The organism is Paenibacillus sp. GCM10027629 (genome assembly GCF_042676425.1).
GTDB classification, from domain to species: domain Bacteria; phylum Bacillota; class Bacilli; order Paenibacillales; family Paenibacillaceae; genus Paenibacillus_K; species Paenibacillus_K terrigena.
Genome location: NZ_JBHTGZ010000003.1, coordinates 150612 through 176965, shown reverse-complemented (window position 1 = coordinate 176965; position 26354 = coordinate 150612). Strand labels below are relative to the sequence as shown.

The following is a 26354-nucleotide window of genomic DNA, read 5'->3' as shown; positions in this document are numbered from 1 at the left end:
CAATCAACTAAATTGAGGGGAAATTATATATTCTTGCGGTTTTTTAACGGTTTGCAACCGTCATAATAAATGGGGGAGAAAATAAATCTCCCACCACTTTATATTTGACAATTATTTTTTATTGCAAGATCGCTTTGGCTTTAAGCCCACCACATTTCACCTGCCTTTTCACGAATCAAGATGTCATTAAGAAAACGAGCCGCTTTCGTATACCCTTCGTTCACAGACATTAAACTATCTTCATGTTCAATACTGATAACGCCATCGTAGCCTACTTTTTGCAGTGTGCTCACAATGCTTTTCCATACTTTAACGTCTGCGCCATACCCGATCGTGCGAAAAATCCAGGACCTGTTCAGCTCATCCGAATACGGTTTGACGTCCAACACGCCATTTATGGCAGTATTCCTGGGATCTATATGCGTATCCTTGGCATGCACATGGAAAATAGCGCTTCCTAATGCCTTAATGCATTCAACCGGATCCATCCCCTGCCAGAATAAATGAGATGGATCAAAATTGACGCCGATATTATCTCCTGTCGCTTCACGCAGACGTAATGCAGTCTCTGTGTTATAGACGACAAATCCCGGATGAGCTTCAATGGCTACCCGAACCCCGTATTGCTTGCAAAATTCGGACTGCTCCTTCCAATATGGAATAACCTTGTTCGTCCACTGCCATTCCAGTACATGTAGAAAATCCGGGGGCCAAGGACATGTAACCCAGGAAGGATATAACGAATGCTCAGAATCTCCGGGGCAACCAGAAAACGTTATGACCGTGTTTACGCCAAGGGCAGCGGCGAGTCTCACAGTATCCTGAAAATCCTTGTGATCAGCTAACGCTTGTTCCTGATTCGGATGAAGCGGATTGCCATGACAACTGAGCGCACTGATGGTCAATCCTCGTTCTCCCGTCATCCTTATGATCCTGCTAATCGCTTGTTGATCTTGTAATAGTTCGGCCGGTGCTATGTGGGACTTGCCCACATAGCCTCCTGTACCAATTTCTACCGCCTGCAACCCCTGCGATTGCGCCAAGTCCAGCGCCTCTTCCAATTGCTTAACGCCGAACAGAACCGTAAAAACACCTAGTTTCATGAGCACCTTGTTCCTTTCAAAGAATTAATAGTTGGCATCCATATTGATAAATTGATCTACGTTTTCCGGAGTAACCGGTGTTGCTTCCAAAACGATGTGATGCGGAACGGATTTTTCCCAGAATCCTTCCAGACCTTTATTCTCCAAAATTCTAGTTGCCATGTTAACGGCGGTGCCTCCCATTGTAGGCGAGTAGGTCAGGGATACGATAACCTCAGGCATTTGCTTTTCTTTCATCATTTGATAAATTTCTTTCATGCCGCCAGAACTGACGATAAACATTTCTTTATCGCGTTTCGCATCACGGATCGCTTGGACAATGCCTATCGTCATGTCATCGTCTTGTGAGTAGACAGCATCAATTTGCTTATTGGCTTGTAAAATGTTTTCTGTTGCTTTCAGCGCTTTTTCTCTTGTGAAATCGCCAGGCTGTGTAGCTATGATTTCAATCTCAGGAAAATCTTTAATATAATCGCGGAAGCCCTTCGATCTTAAATCGGTAACGGTAGACGGCACGCCGGATATTTCGATGACTTTACCCGCAGGCTTGCCCGTCTTCTTCGTCAATGCTTCCACTAAATATTTGGCGTCTCCATAACCTATGCCGTAATTGTCACCGCCTACATAAGTACGGTAGCTTTCTGTGTTTACTGCTCGGTCGATGACAACGAGTGGGATTCCCGCTTTGCTTATTTTTTCGGCTGCCGGAGTTAAAGCGGCTGATTCCATTGGCAGCATGACAACAGCGTCAACTTTTTTGGTAATCAAATCTTCGATATCGGAGGTTTGCTTAGCAGGATCTTTAGCCGTGTACAAGATGTACTTCACATTCTTATGCTTTTCCGCTTCCGCTTTGGCGTTGGCGACCATTGCGCCCATCCATCCGTGATCCGCGGATGGAAGCGATATCCCGATCGTATAATTGCCTGTTTCGCTTGTTGCAGCTGTTGACGGACTTTCTTTTGTACTCTCTATATTTGTTTCATTCTTCGGATTACTGGCGGTTTCCTCCGTGCAACCCGTTAACACAGCACCGATAGAAAGCATTATAACCATTGGTAATACCCACAATTTTTTCACCATTGACTGACCCTCCAATTGAAATAATAATTAACGGCATTGCCTGTTTTCTTGCTAATCCCTCTTTTGCAATAAGACAGCCGCAACAATAATTAAGCCTTTAACCACCCCCTGTAAGTATGGCGAGATATTTAACAAATTCATAATATTACTTAATACTCCCAGGATCAGAACTCCGAACAAGGTGCCGAGAATGCGCCCTCTTCCCCCAGCCAAGCTGGCCCCGCCAATAATAACGGCAGCAATTGCATCCAATTCATACATAGTTCCGGAGGTTGATGTAGATATAGAGTTCAATCGGGAAGTCTCAATAATTGAACCAACTGCTGCTGTAAATCCACAAATCAAATATGCAATGATCGTGACTCGGAATACAGAAATAGCTGATAGACGCGCTGCTTGCGAGTTGCCTCCAACAGCATAAATGTGTCTTCCTAATACTGTTTTCTCAAGCACGATATAGGAGAGAAACACCATTACGGCGAAAATGATAACCGGAATCGGTATGCCGAGCACATAGTTATTACCGATTTTGGCATATAAAGAATTCATTCCCGAGATGGCGCCTGCGTCTGCATAATAGAGTGCCAGAGATCTTGCGATCGTCATCATGGCCAAAGTAGCGATGAATGCAGTTATTTTCCCGTATGTCACCATCAAACCATTGATAAGACCGATCAATACGCCGCATAATAAGCCCAACAAAATCGAAACAATGACAGAGGAATGATAGTTTACTTGTGCAGCCATAACGACTGTGCCAGATAACGCTAATACGGAACCAACCGATAAGTCGATCCCCCCTAGTATGATCACAAACGTCATGCCAAGGGATAAAATGCCTACGATGGAAACTTGCCTCAGTATGTTCGTAATGTTGGCAACACTTAAGAAGTATTCGCTTAATATCGAAGCAAAAATAATCAGCACAATAAGCGCAAATAGCACGCTGTATTGATCCCACACATATTTAATCCAGTTTCGATCTTGCTTAATATCCTTATTGACTCCCGTTACTGGGGTTGACATGCATCCTGCTCCTTTTCATTTAAAGTCCTGTAGCTAGTGCCATTACATTTTGTTCATTGGCGACGGTGTGATCAAGTACTCCCTTGATTTTACCGTGATGCATAACGAAAATACGGTTACATAAGCCAAGAAGTTCGGGCAACTCTGATGAAATGACGATTACAGTCTTGCCTCCAGCCGCAAACTTGGAAATCATCTCGTAGATTTCCTTCCTGGCTCCTACATCAATGCCTCTGGTCGGTTCATCTAGAATGAACAATTCGCTATCAGCAGCAATCCATTTAGCGAGCACGATCTTCTGTTGGTTTCCGCCGCTTAAGTTTTTGACGGGGGCAGTTCGTTTATTTGCTTTAACATTTAATTCGTTTACCTTCTGTTCCACGAATTGTTTCTCTAATTTCCGGCGAATAAAACTCCATTTGCTTACTTTGCGCGAGCAAGTTACCGAAACATTCTGAGTTATACTCAAATCCAGAAAAAGACCCGTCCGTTTCCGATCTTCGGTTGCGAAGCCGATACCTGCTTTTACCGCATCTAATGGACTCCTGAACGCAGCTTTCTCACCTTTCCAATACACAGCGCCGGCATCCGGCTGCCAATCTCCGAAGATGGTCCTAACGAGTTCTGTGCGACCGGCCCCGATCAATCCTGCGAAACCAACGATTTCGCCTCTCCTTACGGAGAAACTTACGTCTTCAAAATTCGGCTTGCGCGTCAGCTGCTCGACCCTCAAGATCTCATCGCCAAATCGTTGGCGTTTATCCGGATACAGATCACTTAGCTCGCGACCCACCATAAGATTTGCGATTTCTCTTTCTGTAAGCCCCTCCATTGGGAGTGTTGTCACGAATTGGCCATCACGCAACACGGTTATTCGGTCACAAAAACGCTTCAACTCGTTTAAACGATGGGAAATATAGATGATGGCTACTCCCTTGCTTTTAAATTGATGAATCAGCTCAAACAGTTTTTGCGCTTCCTTCTCTTCAAGAACTGCAGTCGGTTCATCCATGATCAGTATTTCCGCCTGCATAGACATCGCTTTTGCTATCTCTACGATCTGCTGTTCCCCGATGCTCAGGCTGCATATAAGCGCATTCGGGTCAAGTTGCATACCAAAGCTTTCCAATAACGTTGTAGTCTCACGAACCATCCGTCCAAAATCAGAAAACAAGCCAGCTTTCCTGGGCTCACGACCAAGAAATATATTTTCCGCCACACTCATATGAGGGATGAGATTCAATTCTTGATGAATAATGGAGATCCCAAGCCGTTTTGAAACGTTAGGCGACGAGATCGATACCAACTTCCCGTGTACGATGATGTCCCCTTCATCTGGCTGATAAATGCCAGCAAGTATTTTCATTAAAGTAGACTTACCAGCACCATTCTCCCCTACAATTGCATGGGCTTCTCCTGGCATCAAATTGAAATTCACTTGATTAAGCGCTTTCACATCGAAAAACTTCTTGGATATCCCTCTCATCTCTAGCAGCATTTCTCTACCTGCTTCCTCATTTAATTCGGTATAAATTATTGTAAATGAAAGGATATTTTGGGACAATTAACTTTATTGAGGGAAAATTATACATTCTTGCGATTTTAATATTCGTGATCGGACCCTATTACTGCTTTCTGAATTTTCCAGGCGATACACCTGTCATTTTCTTAAACAAGAGATTAAAGTAGTTGGAATTCGAATAACCAACCTGCATAGAGATATCTTGTACAGATAGTTTTGTCCCTGAAAGCAGCTTTTTCGCTTTGTCAATTCTACACTTTATCAAATATTGAATAGGCGATATCCCGATTTCTACTTTAAACAAATGAGCCAAGTAATAGGGGCTAACATACACAACTCCTGCTAAATCAGTTAAAGAAAGGTCCTCTGGGTAGTTGCGCTCAATATAAGCCCTTACAGTTTGAGGGATAGACGTCGTTGATGCACACTGGTTTTGATTGGTGAATCTGTACAGCAAAATGAGTAAAGTTTGAAGCAGAGAAACAATAATCTCTGCAGATCCAAAAGCCGATGTTGTGGCTTCTTTATAAATATCAGAGAACAAGCGTTTAATATGATTGAACTCCTCCTCAATTCTTATTAATGGCAACATGTCCGGTTCAAGCAGTAGTCCTTGCGGTAAACCTGAAATATGTAACTTGCAAACAGAAATGATAATCCCTCGAAGACAGGTATCCGTTGTTGAACGCAACCAATATTCCGTGTGTGGATGAATGACGAGTATATCCCCCTCAAGGATCGTTAGCAACAGGTCACCATTGTAAATCTCCCCACGTCCTTCTTGAAGCAAAAAAATACCTGTGTGTGGATTCGGTGTAAATGGATACGCTGCAGAGTGGTCGCAACGAACAAGAACAGCAGATAAGAAATGATGTGTATTTATAAATATGATTGACATCAGGTCTTAATTTCCCCACCTTTTTTGTATGAATAACTACTCTTCGTAAAAGCAACCGTTACCCCGTTATCAAATTAAGTTGCGCGTTCATTCCAAATATTTACCGATAAGCATCCTCCCCCGTGTTCAAAGTGTGAGGTCCATCATTGCAATTTCACATTAGTGGATCTGATCCATCTGGAATACAAGAAAAAGGAGATCTTCCTCTGAAAATTGACTATAACGGGTCTTTAAAATAAGTACTTTTCATTAAGATTGTGGTTTTTCCCGATTCGCTGTATGAAAAAAACCATTGATCCCATAAAAAATGGAATCAATGGCTTCATTAAACTGATTATTGCAAAATCGCTTTAGCTACAATTGCAAGGTCTTCAATATCCACTTTACCGTCATGGTTGACATCCGCTTTCGCATTCCAGCCCGGCTGGCCATCTTGCTTGCCGTACGCTGCTGCCACGATCGCCAAGTCTCCGACCGTGACGCCGTCTTTTCCATTGACATCAGCGGAGATTTTCTTCGCTTCGAACACTTGAACGGCTGCTTCCAACGCCGCTTTCGCGCTATCCACCTGCTGCTGTGTCGCATTCGGATCGTTCGTTGTCGCTTTCGCTGCATCGATCGCCGCCTGCAATTGGGATTTAGAGCCTTTCGCATACAATCCGTGCTCGTTTCCTTCCACTGCTGCATCGTGCTTCACCTGAGCGTTAGCAATCAGTGTATTCAAGAGCGACTTATCTACAGCAATACTGATTTGCAGCTTGTGGGAGACTCCCCCTACCTGTAACTCGTTACCCTCTCCGTTAGCAATGATAACATTGCTTACAGAAACGGTCGTATCGTTTGCTTGGGTATCGGAATTCACTATAAATTTGAACTTCAACAAATCTCCTTGGGCAGGCACACCTTGGTTTGCGCCTACACTGGCAGCTACGATCCGGATTTGTCCAGGCACCGTCTCCTTCTGATCGATGATCTTAAATCCGTCTTTCAGTGATGTAACCGAATCGAACTTCACATTCGCCGGATCATAATGAAGCGTCAAATCTTGCGCATACATTTGCTGATATACGCTTTCTGACACTCCGCTTAGTCCCATTGTTACATCGAATGTTTGGCCAGGGGCTGCTTGATGTGCACCTATCAATGTAGATTGAGGCATCGTTGATGCTTGAAGTACAGTCACTTGGATGCTTGTTGTCAATGGCACGTTGTTCGGATTCACCACCCCTGCTGGCAGAGTTACAGTTCCACTCACAGTGAAGATCTGCTGCGTCTTCTGCGACGTATCATAGCTTGAAGCCTCTACATTCCATGTCACACTGGCATCCACACTTCCACCATCGGTATCCATTTTCACCGTTTGCGGCAATCCAAGAGCTGTCGCTGTTTTTGCTGTTCCGTTTGCCACCCCTGTAACCGCTACAGGCGAAGTGATGCTGTTTAATTTTTTGTCAGTTTCCTTCTCCTTCACCAGTTCAAACCAGTTTAGATTCCATCCGCCTGTTTCTACGCGCAGCCTTATCGTATGTTTGCCGGCACTTAAGGAAACTTCGTCGGATACGGTCTTCCAATTCTGCCACCCACCGGTTGGCGGCAACGATGTTATTTTGTTCGAAACACCGTCTACGAGGAACTCGATTTTGCCCGGATTATTGCTGCCTACCGATACCCTGTAATTTACCTTATAAGTTCCTGTGCTCGGCACATTTATAACGTAATCCATCCAGTCTCCCGCATCTGTCCATCCTACATTTTTTGTACCCTCCGAGCTGTTCTCTGTCTGAATCCCTGACATAGCAGCATAATTCTCCGCTTCCACTTTGCCAAATGGATTTACAGTTACGCTAACGCTCGTTGTCAACGGTAGGTTGTTCGGGTTTAGGAATCCAGTAGGTAGGGTTACTGTTCCTGTCACATTGAAGGTCTGCTTAGTATTCTTCTGCGACGGATCATAGGATGACGCCTCTACATTCCATGCCACATTGGCATCTACCTCATATCCATCGATAAGAGCCAATTTCACCGTTTTCGGCAATCCGAGAGCTTCCGCTGTTTTTGCCGTCGCGCCCTCTACCGTTATCGCTGCGGGCGCTTTGATGCCGTTCAATACGAGCGAGATTTCTCCTGTTGTAAAACTCAGCCCATTGTTTGAGGCATTTGTCGAATAGGCGAGATCTTTGGTGTACGCAGTAACCTTCCAGTAATAGGTTGTATTCGGTTGAAGCTCGTTCTTGGACAACGTATATTTGTGATTCAAGATGTGGTCTCTGGTCAAAACAACATTTTTAAAGTCGCTGTCTGTTGCCACGGTAAGCGTATAGAAGAATGCATTAGGTGAATTTTCCCACTCAAATACGCCCCTTAATGATACATTTGTTGCATTATTTGCCGGGCTTGAAAGGTTGAAGCTTACAGGCGAATTACCTGGCGCTTTGGTTGTAAACGTGTTGTAAGCCGGTCCGTTCATCAATCTTGACCCATTGGCATTAACTGCATATGCTTTCCAATAATAAGTCGTAGAATGATTCAAAGGTACTGTAGGCTGGTAACATACCGCACTATTCGTCCCAAACACTTGTGTATTACATAAGCTTGTTATACCCGATTGATTGATTACTGGGTTGTTGAAATCAGGGTTATCAGCGACTACCAGCGTATATGAAGCAGCATTATATGCCTTCGACCATCTGAATTTTGGTGTTACTGCTTCGTTCGTAGTTCCATCGGAAGGCAGGTATAAACTGAAGATACCCGGTACAGTAACATTCGAGCCTACCAGAAAAGAGTAGTTTGAACCGTTTGACGCTACCGTTGAACCATTGGCGTTTACAGCAGTCACATTCCAGTAATACCGCTTGTCTATGGTGAGCGGCGTTGTTACCTGATAGCTTGTTCCTGTTACGCCTGAAGCATTGACTACAGGATTGGACATATCCTTATTTTCCGATATCAGAACATGATAGGTTGCAGCTCCCTGAGCCTGCGACCATGTCAGCACAGGTGTGGGAACAGCTACCTCGCCATCATCGGGAGTTTTCGCATGGAAGAAGCCTGGTGCTGAATCTGTTTTCTTCAGAACTAGCAGCCATACTTCTCCCGCTCCAAGGGTTACATCGACATCAAAATTGATATCCGAACTTGAATTTGCGGTCGAGTCAAAAGCCAATCCATCGTTTTCTGCAATGGATGAAGCGATCTTATACTTGTCTATACGGGTTGCCTGACCGGCAAAAGGATTGTTTTTCAATTGCAGAGTTGCTGTAGAAGTGGAATTACCTGCGTTGGATATTAGTATTTGGGCTTCACCTGCGGACGTATCTTTTGTTGCAATAGCCATCACATTGCTTGTAACCTGTGAAACATTTACACGGTCGCCGGAAAGCTTAGAATAAGCGTAGAATGTCCACCATTCCCTATTTCGCCGTGCAGAATTCTGGGAATTTTTGTCTAATACCAGCAATTCATCCAGATCATTTGAATTGACCCAAATGGCTTTGCTTGCCATCTTTACACCTCCGACAAGGAAGGCATTAAACATACGAACAATGTTGGGAGCAGTAGTACCGGGATTATCGCCCCATTCTTCTATGATTGCTCCTTTACCTTCAAGGGATGGATATTTATCTAGATATCCTTGTACTAAATTAACCTTCTGGGTTACTTCCTCTGGAGTCATACTGCTATTTGCAGCAGGAAAATCATGCCACGTGGCATAATTTATGGTCTGTCCGTTGTTGGCTGCCGTAGAGTAGTTAGACTCGTTGGCCGCATCACTCCAATATGCACTTGGACCTACCATTGTCATATCAGGAAATATATCCTTCACACCAGGCCAAGCATACTTGTAAATGTTGCCCATCGCATATCCCTGAAACCATTCATTTCCGATATCCCAAATTTCCGGTACGATGTCGTTATCCTTATAGTACTGTGCTACGTCCTTATTATACTGTTTCCATAAAGGCCAGTTATTTGGCTCGGACATGGCCCCGCCGTTTGGAGAAAGCCATGAAGGCGTATATCCCCCCAATAAGTATAAATTCATGTCCAAATCCTTTAAACGTTGTACTGCACTTTTACTCCTTGCCAGTAAGCTGTATTCCAAGGAAAACAGCTCAGTATCCGGACCATGGCTTTCTTTTGCTGCCCCAAAAGTTTGAGGATCGATTGATTCTCTGATATGTGTCATTCCAGTCATTTTTATCCTGCTATCGGGAACATCATAATTAGGAATTAGCAGCCCACCTAATAATTTTTTATTAATAGGACCTTTATCTGCATTAAAATCAATAATATATTCCTGAGGAGGCGTAGGTGGTACATAATTTGCAGTTCCATACACTTCAAGCTCGGACACTTGAGCAGCGGTTGATACACTGTTATCCGTAAAGTTCAACTGGATATACCTTGCAACAGTAGGTGCAAAGGTTACGTTTACGATATTGGAGCTTGAAGGGTCAAATGTATAGGTCGCTGAAGATAAGATAGACTTAAAGGTCGTATTATCCTTGCTCCCTAGAACAGAGAACGTCTGTGTTCTGCTTTCCCAAGCTGCAGGAAGCTTGACGACCAAACTGTTTACACTATACGCAGCTTTCAAATCGACTGTCAAAATATTCGGATATGCGTTATTAGCACCTTCCCAATATGAGTTCTGGTCAACTACCCCGTCATTTGCCTTGGTCGCACTAAAATCAGAACCAGGTACCGTTGAACCATTTGATGTAATAGGTGTGTTTAATGCTAAACTAGTTGCATCTCCGTATACCTCGAGTTCTGATACCTGTCCGTTATTAGCCCCGCTGTTAGCGGTAAAATTCAGCCTTACATATCTTGCAGCCGCTGGTGCAAATGTTACTGTAACGATATTGCTAGCTGCAGGGTCAAATAAGTAAGTTGTTGAGCCTGCCAATGCAGTATATGTTACATCATCATTACTTCCCAATATGGAGAATGTCTGCGTCCTGCTCCCCCAGCCTGTAGGCAGTTTGATGACTGCTTTATTGACGCTTTGCGAACTTCCAAGATCTACTGTCAAGGTACTGGGATATGCATTTTTTATACCTTCCCAGTACGAATTTTGACCGACTACTCCGTCATTGGCCAAAGTGGCCGGGAAGCTTGAACTGCTTGCTGTTATCGTTTTATTAAGTGCGAGGTTAGCGCTCGCTGCGCTTGCTCTTTCTGCCAAAAAACCAAACTCCGAACCTCCCAATAAAATTAAAATGGCAAGAAACAAACTGATTAAAATCTTCAATTTATTCATTTCTGTTCTTCCTCCTTATACAATTTTGTAATTTATTTCTTCTTTAAGATGAACTGAACATAACATTTATCAAAATAACCACCTCCTTTCAGGGCAAAATGGAGTCTGTTCATTAATCCAGAAATAGATCCTTTTGTTAATCTAAAACCAATCTGAACAATTACAGCTTCAAATCCGAAAGAAAGCAGTTTTTGAAAACGATTCCAAACTTGTTTTGTTTGCCAACAAATTCATTCTACTTGGATGAAAGCGTTTCTAATATTCGAAATAATTAATATAGGTGGATAATTATAAGCACATTCAATCAGCCCATGAAGGTCGGCACCACCATGAGCTGTTTGCAACATGTAGCCCTATTTGGGCAGCGTTAGTTATTTATGATATTCATTGAGAATACGATCCAATTCTATCGATAAATTCAAGATTTCTTCTGACCGTAGATCGAATCCATAGTCCAAACCAGCCTGATTCAACTCTATCCTTTTTTGTTCGATCTCATGGTTAATATCCGAGAACCTAACCATTTGTAAACCACCTACGCCTTCACACACTTTAACAATTACTTACTAATCATAGAGATAATCTACGTGACCGCTTCCGCTCCAGTGGCCTGATCTGTGAACCGCTTCGCTATCCAACCGTTTTTGTGTACAGTGGTCGAACCCTGCTGTTCCGTATGCAATGTGTGAATGACATTCCCCGCGATCTTCACCTCATACATGGTCTGCTCCAATGGCTCATAAAGCGAACAATTAATTACATGGTCCTGATCAAGATCCGGTGCATATACGACAAAACGAATTTCCGTCCAATCAAGAAATGCGGTTGAGAGGGCAGATTGCATATGCGGGATGACCGCGCCGGATTTGACCAGTATCACGATGGGGAGTTGATTTGTCGCGATGCAGTGCCACTCTCCACCTCGATAACGTTTGCCCGTCTGGTAATCGATCCACTCCCCTGGGGGCAAGTAGACTTGCCTGCTATCCGACTCTTCGAATAACGGAGCCACGAGCAAATCCGATCCGAACATGTACTGATCCTCGACAAGCCACGATCCGGGATCATCTGGGAATTCGAAAAATAGTGTCCGCAGCATCGGGTAACCGAACTCGGAGCTGAGTTTGGCCTGCGTGTAAATATAAGGCATCAGCTCGTACTTCAATTCCACGATACGACGGAACATATCCATGAACTCGGTGCTATACGCCCATGGCTCTCTTGGCGGCGCCCCGTGGCAACGGCTATGCGATGTCAACAAGCCGAACGGAAGCCAGCGACGGTACAATTCCTCCGGGCTGCTGTGAACAAAACCGCCGATGTCATGACTCCAGAATGAAAAGCCGCACAAGCCGAGCGACAAGCCCGCCCGCAAAGTCGCCATCATGGCACTGTTCGTATTTTCCGCATCTCCGCCCCAATGGATCGGATAACGCTGGCTGCCGGCCCAGGCGCTTCTCGCCCAAATGATCGATTGTCCGCTTACCGCTTCCGTGATTTCTGCTGCGGCGCGATTATAGCGCAGCGGATACAAATTATGCTCGTGAAATCCACTTTTCCCAGAAGCGTATTGTCCGTTCAACGGCGCGCCTTCGCCGAAATCGACTTTAATCGCTCCTACTCCAAGCCGGAGCAGTCCGGCCAATCGTTCCTTGTACCAGGATACCGCTTCTGGATTACTGAAATCCAAAATCGCGTCATCTGTCGGGAGCCGACCATCTGCTGTCAGCACGGCATAGCCATTGTTCACTATTTCTGCGAATAACTCATTCGTCGGGGTGAAATACGGCAACTGCCACAAGGAGATTCGATATCCTTGCTCCTTCAAATCGCTGATCATGCGCTCCGGATCATCGAACCGTTCTTCAGAAAACTCGTAATTGCATCGCCACTCTTTCTCGAACCACCCTGTGTCTAAATGAATAACGTCGCTCGGGATTGAATTATCCTTCAATTGCGCGGCGACTTCCCGCACTTCTTGTTCGTTGCCGTAGGTGATTCGGCTCATCCACAACCCGAAGGTCCAGAGCGGCGGTAGCGGACTTCGTCCGGTCAATCGCGTATATTCGGACAGCACCTCCTTGGGCGAGCCAATGAACAGAAAGATGTCCAGCTGTTCATCTCCCGTATAGAGAGTATTGGTGTCGTCGTAAGCAGCTCCGAAATCGAATGTCAATGGAGTCGATGTATGTACGAACATGCCGTAGCCCCTGCTACTCGTAAAGAAAGGTATAGGCTTATACATTTTTTGAGTCTGAACACTGAGTGCATCTGTCGTAAACAGGTTTACCTTCAACCCTCTTTTATTTAAGCGGGTAAAGGATTCCCCTGTACCGTATATTTTTTCGTCCGGATGCAAAAGAAAGCTCGCCGCCATTCGATTTCCCATATCATCAGAATTTCTCTTAAAAGAAAAAGGCAGCCCATTCGCATTCAATAACGACTTGCTGTCCGTAAAATGCCGGGTTTCCGTTACGATTCGACCGCTAGCATCACGAACGATGATTTTCCAAGGATTCTCCTGAACAGTCACCGATCCGGCTGAGCTGGTATATACGATCGCGTTTTCCCGCCGCTCCACCTTCCAGTTCGTGAGCTCGTTAACTGCTTGCTCATCCAGCATGAGCGAAGATTTGATATCACTTTTCATACCCTGACGTGAATGAATTTGAAGACGAACCGTTCTTTCACTCAAGAACGACAGTTTGAACTCCGATACCGGCATCTTCGGATATTCGTCGGGAAACTCCCAGGAAGGTGTTTCGGTAAACGGGAAATCGATTTGATTGAAGGAAAGTCTCGCTTTACGTATATATCGCTTCCACTCCATTGAGCCTTTGGCGCTTTCTGGATCAAAAGAGATGACTCGAGAAGCAAAAAAATAAGTGTCGGCACAATCTTCAAAATTTGCGCTCATATCAATAGGTTCGTTTAAACCGGTAGACTTATATTTCATACTTATCCTATCCTTTCACGGCGCCGTTCGTCAGACCGCTGACGATGTAGCGCTGTACGAATATAAACAGTAAAGCGACTGGAATCATGCTGACCGTACCGAAGGCCATCGTATTATTCCAAGAGGTACTCTGAAAGCCCAGAAAATTATATATCCCTGCCGTAATCGGTCTAAGCTGTTCCTTGCTAATAAAGGTCATGCCATAAATTAAATCTCCCCAAGCAAACAAGAAGGAAAACACTGCGGCAACCACGACGCCTGGAACTGCGATTGGCAGCATGATGCGGAGAAATGTGGTAAATGTGTTGCATCCGTCGATTTTGGCGGATTCCTCCAGCTCCTTCGGCAGTGTGGCAAAGTAAGTTCTTAACATGATGACGGAGAAGGGAATGCCTGCCGTCGCATTAGCCAAGATCGTACTCCAGTAGCTCGGACCGATTAACCCAATTTGCTTGAACAAAATGAATAATGGCGTTAAGAGCAGCGAAGCTGGCAGCATCTGTGTGACCAGAAACAGCAGCACAAACATGTGTCTGCCGGGAAAACGGAAACGGGCAACACCATACGCTGCCGGAATGGACAACAATGTCGAGATGATTAGCGACCCAACGGATATGAACAAGCTGTTGCGGAAACCCGCCATGATGTCGAATGACGAGCCCGATAGCTGCTCCGTATACGATTTGATGTACAGGGTGTGAGGAAACCACGATTGCGGGCTCTGGAAAATCTCCGCCTCCGATTTGAACGATGTCACAATCAGCCAATAAAGCGGGAACAAAAACATCGCTACGATGACAATACCGACTAGAGACAATAGCCATGGAGCATGTTTATGCAGCATTCTCATCCTCGTTCCTCCTTGTTCAGCAAACGCATATATAGGATGCCTACAATCAACAACACAAGAAACATCACGTTGGATACGGCCGCTCCCTGGCTGTATTGGAATTGCTCAAAAGACAGCTTGTAAGCAAACGTAGACATCATTTGGGTAGCATTAACCGGACCGCCGTGCGTGACGATCAGCACCAAGTCGAATACCTTGAAGGTATATATGAATCCAAGCACCAGCAATGACATGATGGTCGGTCTCAATAACGGCAATGTAATCCGAAAAAATCTTTGAACCGCCGTCGCCCCGTCAATCGCCGCGCTTTCGTAAATGTCCTTTGGAATGGTAGTCAGCGCTGTGGTCAGCAAAATCATATTAAAAGGAATACCAACCCATGTATTAGCAAGCACGAGCGTGAACATGGCTGTTCCTGCGTTAATGAGCCATTCGATCGGTGATTCTATCAGATGTAACCTAAGCAGCGTATCATTCACGATGCCATCTAAACTGAACATAAATTTAAACATCATTGCCGTAATCGTCGCCGGCAGCAACCAACTGATCATGACCAATCCTCTTAGCTGCTGCGCGAAGCGAAATGTGAGAGAGAATAGCATCGCGAATGCTAGCCCAACAATAAATTGCAAAATTAAACATGCAGCTGTGAATATGAGCGTATTGATAAGAACATGCGTCAGCGTGCCTTCGCGAAATAATTCGATGTAATTCTGAAGTCCGACGAATGGCTGCTCACCCGAAGAGAGATTCATCACATTGACATCGAATAAACTTAATCGCACATTGTCCACAATGGGATATCCAACAAAAAAAATCATGTATGCTAGAGCTGGAATTACGAATAAATATCCGACCCCATATTTTTTCACCATAGTCATGCTGTTCACTCCTTATAAAAAGGGAGTACATGAACTCCGCGCATGTACTCCAATATCAATGTTATTTACTACCAATAATTTGATCAATCTTTGCTTGGGCTTCTTTCGTAGCAACGTCTGGGGAAGAATTTAATGTAAGCACTTTGCTGAGCGCCTCAGAAATCGCGTTGGATATCTCCGGCCATTGTGGATGAGGTCCACGAGGCTGGGCATTTTGCATATTTTCAGCAAACACTTTTAGCTTCGGATTCTCCGTCCAATAAGGGTCGTTTGCCACATCTTTACGTGCAGGGAAGTAGCCAAATTGTTGTGCAAATTGCTTACTGACGTCTGGAGAAGCAGCGTATTTAATGAAATTAACGGCTTCATCTACATTTTCACCGTTGACCACACCTAAATTTTCTCCACCTAGTACAGAAGCATACTGCTTGTCTTTCGGCACGAAAGTGATTCCAAACTTCAAATCCGGCGCGTTCTTGGCCAAATCCGGAAGCTGCCAGGGTCCGTTCACCATCATCGCCAGCTTACCGGCTGCAAACTGTTTCATCACATCGGATTGCGTCCAGTTAATAACTTCCTTGCTCATCGACCCATCCTTAATCAAATCGGCCAAAATGCTGTACGCTTTCGTACCGTCTCCATCAATATGATCAAAGGTAGCCCCTGTCGAAAGCAGCCAAGGGAGAAACTGGAATGTACCTTCCTCGTTCTGCGGTGCACTAATGCCAAGTCCTTTGACGCCTTCCTTCGTCAATTTCTGGGCTGCAGTTCGCATCTCTTCCCAAGTTTGCGGTGGATTGACTCCGGCATCTGCCAGCATCTTTTCGTTGTAGAACAGCGCTAAATTATTGCTGCCGAGCGGAATGCCGTACTGCTTACCGTTATAAGATGCAGACTTCCACGGACCTTCAAAAAATTGCTCTTTATCCGGCCAATCGTTCAGCTTATCCGTAATGTCAGCAAACAGGCCCATTGCGGAATAAGCAGCATGATCAGGGTTGTCGATAATGACGATATCTGGTAAGTCTGAAGCCGCCAACCCAACCGACAGACGTTTCTTGAAGTCTGTGAATGGAATATATACCGGTTCGACTTCAATATTCGGATTTTGCTTGGTGTAGCCATCCGTCAACGATTTAATGATGTCGAATTGCGCTTTCCCTTCAAAGTAGAACCATAGTGTTAACTTCTTCTTTTCCTTGGCAGGATCGGATCCGGAATCCTTACTGCTGTTGTTCTCAGCTGATGTCGAATTATCTGTCGTATTCGAATTATCCACTTGCTTTGAACTACATCCTGAAAACACGAGCATTACAACGAGCATTGCAACGAGCATAACTGCTAATCTTGTTCGTTTCACATGACTGCCCCCTTGAATTTTGTTTGCTAACAACTTCATTCTACTTGCATGAAAGCGTTTCTAATATTCGAAATAATTAATATAGGTGGATAAATATAAGCACATTCCTCGGTTCTAAATATTCATGTTTCGATATTCCGCTGGCGACAATCCAGTCACCTCTTTGAACACCCGAGAAAAATATTTAGGATCTGAATAGCCGACCATTTGAGAGATTTCGAATATTTTAAGCTGAGGTTTCAGCAGAAGCGACTTGGATTGTTTGATTCGATAATTTTTCACGTATGCGCTGAAATTACTTTTTACTTCCTTGGTGAATAAACCGCTTAAATATTCCGGTGTAATACGAAGTGAGGAAGCCACCTCCTCTAGCGTGATCCCTTCTTGAAACTGTTCATGAATAATCCGCATCGTCTTTTGTACGATGAGACTGTAAGGAATAGATGGCGATGCAAGACCGATCTTACTCATACTCACCGCAATCGATTCGAAAGCGTCGATCAGTTCCACTTTTGTCTGGGCCGCCAAAATCGGATGGAGCCATTCCTTCTGGTATTGGTACACCCATTCGTCCCCATACATTTCGCCAATCATCTGTAAGGTCGAAGATACCAGCCTTACGGAGACATCAATGATATGTCGTGGATCGTAAAGCCTTGAAAAGCAATTTTGCAGCCAATCCTCAAAATACCGCTTAATTTGATCCAGATTTTTTTCGGAAATCGCCACTTTCACTTTATTTTCGAGTGAATGAGGAAACGGCAAAGTTTCAACCTTAAGGGAGGCGATATGTTGATCGTTCAGAATCGTATGAGCTCCGTTCAGCACGATAAACCAATGCCTGGATGCAGTCAGTGAATCGAAACACGCCTTCAAATTAGCAAGCCCAGGAATCTCTGTGCTGCTGATGACAGCCCGTGGTTCAACTGCCCTAAGAGCTGGCAGAAGCTCCTGAAGAAGTAAACGATTGACGTCAGCTCCGTTTAGGCACCCCTGAAGGATCGCGACCAGCGATTGTTCCTGCGGCACAGTAATGACTGCGTGATTTCCGATTCGTCCGAGCCATTCACTAAGATGCAGTTTAAGCAAAGTCTGTGCTGCTTCATACGCTTTTCCCAAATATACGCTGACGATATAGACAGGAGTTCCCGAGGAAAAGTCTATGACCTGTGCAGTCAAAGTCGGCAGTAACGTAATGGCCAAGTCACCATTCGTGACCAAACGATAGAGCAGGTGTTCAAATTGGGCTGTCGCATGTCCTGCAGGCATCCCCGCTATTTGCTGTAGCACTAATTCTTGCTCGACCTTCTCCAGTGTCATTTTTAAATCTAGTGCTGTAATCGGCTTTTCCAGAAATTCAAATACACCCAACTGCAGCGCTTTTTTCGCATATTCGAATTCTGAGAAACCTGTTAAGATGACCGTTTTATGCCGATGTCCTTTAAGCCTAAGCAACTCTAGCATCTCGATTCCGCTTAGCTGAGGCATCTTGATATCTGCGATTACAAGGTCCGGTCTCGTGTCTTCGATCAACCGCATGCCAGTCTCTCCGTTATCCGCCTCTCCCACAATTTCGTAACGACCGCCCAGCTTGTTTATTAATTTTATAATTCCATGTCTCGTGTTATCCTCGTCTTCGATCACGACAATTCTCATACGAATACGTCTCCTTTCCTAAGGATGGGTAGTACTATACTTACCTTTGTCCCTACTCCTTGCTGACTGATAATCTCATATGAAGCTTGGTCCCCAAAGTACATACGCAGCCTTAACAGCACATTTTGAATGCCTATTCCACCCTTAGGCCCTTCATTGTCTGTGCTTACCACCTGAATGGCATGAAGTTCCGCTTCATTCATACCAACGCCATTATCTTCGATCGTCAGCATAATGGACTGCTCCAAGATGAGACGGATGCTAATGCTGATCTGACCTCCCTGCTTGATGCCTGAAAACCCATGGATGATAGCGTTTTCAATAAAAGGCTGAATAATCAGTTTTGGAATAAGGCCTTCTAACGCCTTTTCTTCTTTGTGCACAACGCAAGCGAAAGAGGAGCTGAACCGATGCTGCTGCAGGAATATGTACCTTTCCATCCACTGCAACTCTTCTCTGACGCTTACTAGCTTATTGCTATCTTTGATGCTATATCGTAATATTTGTGCCAAACTTTTCAACATTTGACTGATTTGATGCTCATCCTTCTCAATGGCAAGCCAATTAATCGAATCCAGCGAGTTATATAGGAAATGTGGGTTTATCTGCGCTTCCAGAGCGCGGATTTCCGCTTCCTTGTGCTTCTCCCCCGTTTCCTTGATTTCGATCAGCAAATCATTGATCTTTCCCATCATTTTGTTAAAGCTTAAAGCAATCGCCGAGAATTCGTCCTTCATTGGCTCATCCAATTGGACGCTCAATGCCCCTTGACTTGCTGTTCTCATCGCTTTTACAACTTTGCGAATCGAATCCGACAGCTTCATGGAAAAAAAATAAATAAGAACAATTGCCGTGATTATTGCAGTTACTCCGACTCCAATGGTCAATCGCTGCATCGCGTACATTTCGCTGAAGAGCTCATTTTGATCGAGCAAGTTATGAATAGTCATACCGGTCTTTGAATTGACGTATGTGTTACTGATAGTTGTACTTGTTACGACCTCGTTCACCTGCTTGCCAATGCTGCTCTTATCCTGGGCAGAGACGATTTTCCCTGCGTTATCCGTTAGAAAATTCTGATTATCGATTTGCTGAGAGGTTCCAGCTACCGGGTCTTTCAAGTTTATCGCATGAGCCAACACGGATTCATAGACGGTAATGACCACAACGCCAATACTTTCCAGGCTAACCTTGTTAAAATCGGTTAATTTCCTCGCCAAATGAAAGCCGTACTGTTCATTATTATTGATAGAGTTCATCTTCTCGGGGAATGTCATGATGCTGCCCGTCTTATGATTAACGGCCGATTTGTACAAAGGGAGATTATTCAAATTACTGACATTGGACCACATATTATCGTAAGGAGAACCTGTCTGCTGATCGTAACAGACCAGCGTCCCATTGCTTGTGAAGATCGCCACGCTGCGAATGCCGTACTTGGCATAAGAATAGGACGATAAAAGATTGATCAGCTTCCGTCTACTTAGCTCGACATCTGCATTCTGAACGTTTGCTTCTTTGACCAACCTGATCACATCGTCATTTGTAATGATCTGAAAAAGCAAATCATCATAAGCACGCAATGAAATGTCCAAATTTTTGGACGTCTGAATCAGATTGGCATGAACAAGGTCATCAATCTTGCGTTTCATCGTTTCAGAAGAGACGTAATAGGAAACGATCTGCACGATCAATACCGGAAGTAAACTCACTAGCATGAAAGACATAATTAGCTTGTTGCGATAGCTGAAACGCCATTTTGGATGCAAACTTTTCACCTCGTGATCATTTTAGATAAAATCCGATTTACAGAAAAATTGAAATAGATCCGTGTTCCTCAACCGACCCATGCCCAGCCTAGATTCATCTTGATAGTGACTAGATTATAGCATTGTAAACACGTGACAATTCAATAGGTCTTCTAAAAATTAACAAAAACAACGTACTTGGGTAGCATACTTGATGTTCATAAAAAAGAAAGAGTAGAACTCCCTATTATTTTAGGAGTTCTACTCTTCTATAAATGTGAAATAGGAAGGAACATACATGTCATTTTATTTCACACTTATCATGCAAACGAAGTACGGCTTCTTCTATTTCAGAATCGCCTTGGCCACGATCGCAAGGTCTTCAATATCTACTTTTCCATCATGGTTGACATCCGCTTTCGCCTTCCAGCCCGGCTGACCTTCTTGCTTGCCGTATTCTGCTGCAACGATCGCCAAGTCTCCAATCGTGATGCCGTCTTTGCCATTAACATCAGCGGAGATTTTTTTACTTTCAAACACTTGAATGGCTGCTTCTAGTAGGGATTTCGCGTTATCCACCTGCTGTTGCGTTGCATTCGGATCATTAGCTGTCGATTTCGCCGCATTGATGGTCGACTGCAATTGCGCCTTGGAGCCTTTCACGTACAGTCCGTGCCCGTTGCCTTCCAACGCTGCATCGTGCTTCGCCTGAGCGCTAGCAATCGCAGCATTCAAGAGCGACTTATCTACTTGATTACTAATTTGCAGGGCATGGGTCGCTCCTCCAATCTCCAGCTCATTCCCTTTCCCGTTCGCAATGACAACATTGCCTACAGAAATGGTCGTATCGGCAGCTTGGGCAGCTGATTTGGCTGTGAATTTGAAGGCCAATAAGTCGCCTTCCACTTGCACGCCTTGGTTCACGCCTTGGTTCGCGCTTACGCTCGCAGCAACAATCCGGATATGTCCTGGCACCATTTCCTTCTGCTCGATGACCTGGACTCCGTCTTTCACCGACGTTACCGATTCAAGCTTCATATTCGACGGATCATAGTGAAGCATTAAATCTTGCGCATACATCTGCTGATATACACTCTGCGTAACACCGCTTAGTCCTAGCGTGACATCGAATGTTTGGCCAGGGGCGACTAGATGTGCACCTGTCAATACAGATTTTGGCATGCTTGATGCCTGAAGCACCGTCACTTGGATGCTTGTTGTCAATGGGATGTTATCGGGATTTGAAACCCCTGCCGGCAAGGCTACGGTTCCTTCAACCGTGAAGGTTTGTTCTGCCGTTACAGCCGGATCATAGCTTGAAGCATCCACATCCCATGTCACATCAGCATTTACATTTCCTCCATAGGTGACAAGTGCTACGGTCGCAGGCAGTCCAAGGGCTGCTGCCGTCTTGGCTGTACCGTTAGCGACACCTGGAATTGCTGCAGGTGCCGTGATGCTTGTAAGCTTTTTGGATCCGTCTGAGACATCAACCTGCTGCAATATTGTAGCATTACGTCCGTTAACATGAGCTACAGCTATAATTGTTCCTGCTTTTGAATATAAAGAAGGTTCAAGATCAACAAAAGTAATCGGTAATACCGTACTTCCGGGCTGACCATCTACTATCGTTTGCGCCGAAACTGATGTTGGTAATACAGGCGCTTCCTTAATCAATGTTGATATAGGCGATAATGAGTCTATTGATGTTACACCGTTAATATGGACTAGGCTGCTCACTTTGCCGTACATGCCCACCAACGAACCATTAACAGTGTATGTTCCCGGAGTATTCAGAACTTCATTGTTCATCATATCCCACTTAACAGGAATTTCCTGAGTAGTAACGCCATCAAATGTCACGGAAACCGTAGCCGGAAGTGTTGGTGATGTGCCGACCGTTGTTGATACCGGTGAAACCGTTTCTATTGTTGCATTTGTATAGGACTTATAAATACCAACAGTATAGTTAGTCGTTGCGCCCACTTTCGATGTCTGAGCGATTGTGATCGTATTTGGACCGAATATTAACGGTAAAGTTTGCGCCGTCATATCCGTGAATTGGTCCGTAATATTTGTGCCGTTCAGCAAAATGGAGAATGTTGCGCCATGTTCTGAAGTTGGCATAATAAGTGTGACGTCCTTAGTTGGATCGGTAATTGAAGCCTGATACGATGTGTGATTAGGGTTGAAATCTCCATTAAGTTTTGCATTACCCAGCTTGAGATTCGCATCATATACCATATTTGGTTCTATTTTGTTTGTCTTTACATTAATATCGTCTACGCCCAAGTTAAACTTAGCTTGGCCGAAGTCCCAAGGAGCAAAAGCAATAAAGCCGCTTGTATAGGTTGAGTCTTGCCCCACAATTGTGGTATTTCCGTCAAGTGTTGCGGATATCGTACCATTTGTAACAGTGATGGACAACGTATGCCACTTGCCAGTGCCAGTGACTGCTTTAAATAGGTCAGCAGGCAGATCAGCACTTGTCGATCCCTCTATTTTGTTGTTCGTATGGGTAGCATCACTATTTTGATCAGCACGGTATAACTCCATTTTATTGTTACTTTTATTAAAAGCAACATTGTATCCAGCCGGTTGGTATGTCATTTTCCCTGCGTGAGTACCGGATTTGACAATCGGCTGCGTATTAACAAAGAAACGTAATGGATGTGCAGTGTCTGTATAATCGCTAGCAAGCGCAAATTTTAAATCAAGCGTGTAATTGCTCCAATTATGCGCAGGCGCCTCTTCATAATAGAGGGCTGGTTCATTGTTGACGATCATAACATTGTTACTGCCATTTGTCGTATCTTTCTTCGGGTTCGCTATAACTTTCAAATTCGGATTAGTTCCCCAGAAAGTTGTAAAACCATCTTTATTATATGCTGCAGACTGTCCAGAACCCGTAATTGCAATTTCGGTTTTCGGCATTCCGTTCTCAAAATTCCAGTTGTTGATTAACGTAACAGGGTCTACTACTACTGGTGGCGTATAAGGTGGTACTGAACCCGCACTCGGTTGAAGCGGCACTACTGGATCAGCGTCTACACCACCGTAAACATCGATTAGATCATAGTAGGACATACCAGTATTTTTGCCTGGAGCGCCAGTGCTATCGTAATTTCCCATTCCAATATAATTGAATGACGCTCTATCGAGTGTTGTTACCTCTTGGTCATTAATATAAAGTGTAACTTTGCCGGCATTAGAGTAGTCAAACTTAAACTGATGCCACCCAAAACTACGAGGTATAGTCGTTAACTTTTCAGTCGTACCATCAAGATAAGTGAAATAGTCTCTGCTAGCATGACCGTTAATTCCAAGCCCTACATGGTTGGCAGAAGTATTGTCATCAACTCTCATGTACGATTGACCTCTAACATCCGAATCATTCAATCCTTCATTATAGTCATTACCGGCATAATCACGACGTTTATCGAAGAACCAACCAGTTACGGTTTTGTTTAAGTTGTCGTCGAATGTTCTACTGACTGCAACCCCATCTGAATTCCCTTTTGCACCGCCGTTAATGAACAGAGAATAATGACCGTTAAACGGACCTTCAGCTGTATACGCGGTGGAAATAACAGGATTACCTTTTTCAATTGACCATTTTGTTGTGTCAATCTCTCCGCCTTCAAAATTATCCGAAAAATAGCTATCCGATTGTAATTTCGGCGAGTTTGGATTATACAATTCGGAAGTAAATGGAAATTCTTGACGGTTAATACCGATACGGTCATATTCCATCTTCGAATTGTCAAACGAATAATAAAGACGCGGACTATACGCTGACGTTGGATAATCGCTGTTTACGTTATCAACATAAAATACATCACCATTTTGCGTCGGTTCAACACGTAAATTAGCACTTTGATTGTTAATACCTTCAATATTAGAAAGATAAGTACCTGTAGCACCCATAGCCAAGTCCATACCATGAACCGTATTAGGATCGCGGACGTCGGCTGCACTACCAATCTCCGAAGTTACAATTTGATTAAAGACATTACCCGCCTTGGATTCACCATATGGCTGACCTGTTACTGGATTAATAGCCTTTGCCGGGTCCTTTGTTCCGTATTTTCTCTGTACATCATTGCCTTTGAAGAGAGCTCCAATGAATATGGCACTATCCTCAGCGGTATCTTGTTCCGCATCATGCACATAAATATATTCGAAACGGTTGCCGTAGTTATACACGTCTCTCACCGGGTCAAAGTTTGGACTTGCATTAGGCATAGTTTGTGCTTGACCAACAAACGAAATTGCACGTCGTGGAGCATAGTAAATTTCTAGGTTCTTAAAAGTGCTAAAACCTGTATTCATTACTTGTAATCCAGCACCAAAAGCATTTACTTGTCCAACATGGTGAATGGACAAATTATAGAAGGTATGGTTGTTGTTGTATTTTCCAACTCCTGGATAACCGCCATCCGTATTGATACCGCCCATACCAGTGTTATCGATAACAAGGTTTTGGAACGTATTGTATGAATTATCGCGCCAAACAACGATTCCAAACATTCCCATATTAGTAATTCGGCTGTTTTGAATAGTAATATTATTAGTATTAATCAATGTAAACCCGCCATGCATATATGCAGGACGAACAGCATAGTCAGAATAATATGGCTGTGTACTGCCCGCTGCCTCTGGTGGTGGGTATGGAATTGCTGTACCGCCAGCATACCAAGTTTCACCGTAGCTCCAACCATCTACAATATAATTATCTGATTCTGTAGCTTCGAGATTGAATCCGTCGAAAGTAATGTGGCTAACTTGTTTTGCAAGATCCGGTGCTTTGCCCCAATCCGCAATTTCCGGTTTATCAGAACCTTGCAAACGAATAATTTCCTTCGTAGTCGGAACTACGACATTCAAGTTGTTCATATCCTGGGCGCTTGCAACACCATCAGCTGCTGTCGGATAGTAGTAAAGCCAGCCCGAATGTTTATCATAGTGATACTCGCCAGGCGATTCCAAGAAAGAAATATTTCCTTGCAAGAAATAACGAGCATTGGCATTAATGTTGTATTTTGTAATATACATTTCAGGATGCGCAGGATCGAACGGTGAATACATCATATTATTCGTTGTATCGATTCTGTTAATAGGAAGGGTGTTAGACTCAAAAGCATATCCTCCACAGTCAAAAACAAAAAGTTGAGCAATTTCTGCAACATTTGCGACTTGAGCTTTTACTAGAGCATCTATTTGAGCCGGAGTCAGGTCACTCGCTTTGTAACCCATATCTTTGTTTGAACCGCGGGTTGACAAGAAATAGGGGCCATTCCACGATGGGAATTCAGGATCCTCTACCTTATTGGGCGTACGGGCCATGATCGCTTTTTCGAAGCCAATATTATCTTTTTGAGAGCCAATATAAAGTTGGTTGAAGTTATATTGTTCAGGATCAAGTTTAACTTTATATACTTTACCCTCCGCAGATTGTGGCAATTGACTTAAATAATCTGTACCAACTACATCTGCAGCACTCGTCTGCACCCAACCGCCTGTAACAGGGTCGCCGCCGATTAATTGCGTGCTTCCGGGAGCTCCAAGGCTTTTATAATGAACCTGATGCCCATTAAAACCTGAATCCTTTTCGTCGAATTTCAACGGGTCATGAATGTAATAATTGCCCGGTGCAACAAAAACATAAATATCGCCAGTCATAGCTTTATTGATTTGACGAACAGCTTGTTGGGCTTTTGCAATGGTCAGAAACGGATGCTCATAAGTCCCATCATTATCGTCGCTGCCTGTTGTGTATACAAAAAACTCCTTGTAAATATTACCCGATGCGTTAGCGCTTACATTATTAACAACGCCACAGAAGGAGCTAATACTCAATACAAAAACTAAAAATAGTTGCAATATTTTTTTAGGATTATACTTACTCATTCCATCGTCTCCTCACATTCCTAAGTCTCTAATCGAAAACTCGCAGCGCCTATAAATGGAGCGCTTTCAAGAAGATCCTCCCCTTTCATCCATTT

Annotated in this window: 14 protein-coding genes; all 14 read right to left on the bottom strand. The window is 44.1% G+C overall.

Annotation, left to right across the window (positions count from 1 at the left end):
• Positions 1–140 precede the first annotated feature (140 nt).
• The 14 genes from ACFQZR_RS01620 to ACFQZR_RS01555 all read right to left on the bottom strand — a co-directional run bounded on the left by ACFQZR_RS01620 (position 141) and on the right by ACFQZR_RS01555 (position 26259).
• The gene (locus ACFQZR_RS01620; RefSeq protein ID WP_379342246.1) at positions 141–1103 is read right to left on the bottom strand and encodes a sugar phosphate isomerase/epimerase family protein; all 963 of its coding nucleotides are present in this window, start codon (positions 1101–1103) and stop codon (positions 141–143) included.
• A gap of 24 nt (positions 1104–1127) precedes the next feature.
• Positions 1128–2186, bottom strand: coding sequence for a substrate-binding domain-containing protein (locus tag ACFQZR_RS01615; protein WP_379342244.1), 1059 nt, complete (start codon positions 2184–2186; stop codon positions 1128–1130).
• Between the two features lie 51 nt (positions 2187–2237).
• Entirely contained in the window at positions 2238–3212 is a 975-nt protein-coding gene (locus ACFQZR_RS01610; RefSeq protein WP_379342242.1) for an ABC transporter permease, read from the bottom strand.
• Positions 3213–3231: 19 nt separating this feature from the next.
• Positions 3232–4668: a sugar ABC transporter ATP-binding protein gene (locus ACFQZR_RS01605; protein ID WP_379342240.1), complete on the bottom strand. Its 1437-nt coding sequence runs from the start codon at positions 4666–4668 to the stop codon at positions 3232–3234.
• Between the two features lie 169 nt (positions 4669–4837).
• Positions 4838–5632: an AraC family transcriptional regulator gene (locus ACFQZR_RS01600; RefSeq protein ID WP_379342238.1), complete on the bottom strand. Its 795-nt coding sequence runs from the start codon at positions 5630–5632 to the stop codon at positions 4838–4840.
• 334 nt (positions 5633–5966) lie between these two features.
• The gene (locus tag ACFQZR_RS01595) at positions 5967–10898 is read right to left on the bottom strand and encodes a galactose-binding domain-containing protein (protein WP_379342236.1); all 4932 of its coding nucleotides are present in this window, start codon (positions 10896–10898) and stop codon (positions 5967–5969) included.
• A gap of 371 nt (positions 10899–11269) precedes the next feature.
• Entirely contained in the window at positions 11270–11422 is a 153-nt protein-coding gene (locus ACFQZR_RS01590) for an aspartyl-phosphate phosphatase Spo0E family protein (RefSeq protein WP_379342234.1), read from the bottom strand.
• A gap of 59 nt (positions 11423–11481) precedes the next feature.
• Complete coding sequence (locus tag ACFQZR_RS01585; RefSeq protein WP_379342232.1) at positions 11482–13815, bottom strand: glycoside hydrolase family 31 protein; 2334 nt, start codon at positions 13813–13815, stop codon at positions 11482–11484.
• Positions 13816–13861: 46 nt separating this feature from the next.
• Complete coding sequence (locus ACFQZR_RS01580; protein ID WP_379342227.1) at positions 13862–14704, bottom strand: carbohydrate ABC transporter permease; 843 nt, start codon at positions 14702–14704, stop codon at positions 13862–13864.
• Positions 14701–15585 (bottom strand): carbohydrate ABC transporter permease, encoded by an 885-nt coding sequence (locus tag ACFQZR_RS01575; protein ID WP_379342225.1) that lies wholly within the window; start codon positions 15583–15585, stop codon positions 14701–14703. The genes ACFQZR_RS01580 and ACFQZR_RS01575 overlap by 4 nt, the downstream gene beginning before the upstream one ends.
• 61 nt (positions 15586–15646) lie before the next feature.
• Positions 15647–16945, bottom strand: coding sequence for an ABC transporter substrate-binding protein (locus ACFQZR_RS01570; protein WP_379342223.1), 1299 nt, complete (start codon positions 16943–16945; stop codon positions 15647–15649).
• 114 nt (positions 16946–17059) lie between these two features.
• Positions 17060–18601 (bottom strand): response regulator, encoded by a 1542-nt coding sequence (locus ACFQZR_RS01565; protein ID WP_379342221.1) that lies wholly within the window; start codon positions 18599–18601, stop codon positions 17060–17062.
• Positions 18598–20313, bottom strand: a complete 1716-nt coding sequence (locus ACFQZR_RS01560) for a cache domain-containing sensor histidine kinase (protein WP_379342218.1) — start codon at positions 20311–20313, stop codon at positions 18598–18600. The genes ACFQZR_RS01565 and ACFQZR_RS01560 overlap by 4 nt, the downstream gene beginning before the upstream one ends.
• 381 nt (positions 20314–20694) lie before the next feature.
• Positions 20695–26259 (bottom strand): Ig-like domain-containing protein, encoded by a 5565-nt coding sequence (locus tag ACFQZR_RS01555; protein WP_379342216.1) that lies wholly within the window; start codon positions 26257–26259, stop codon positions 20695–20697.
• Positions 26260–26354: the final 95 nt, after the last annotated feature.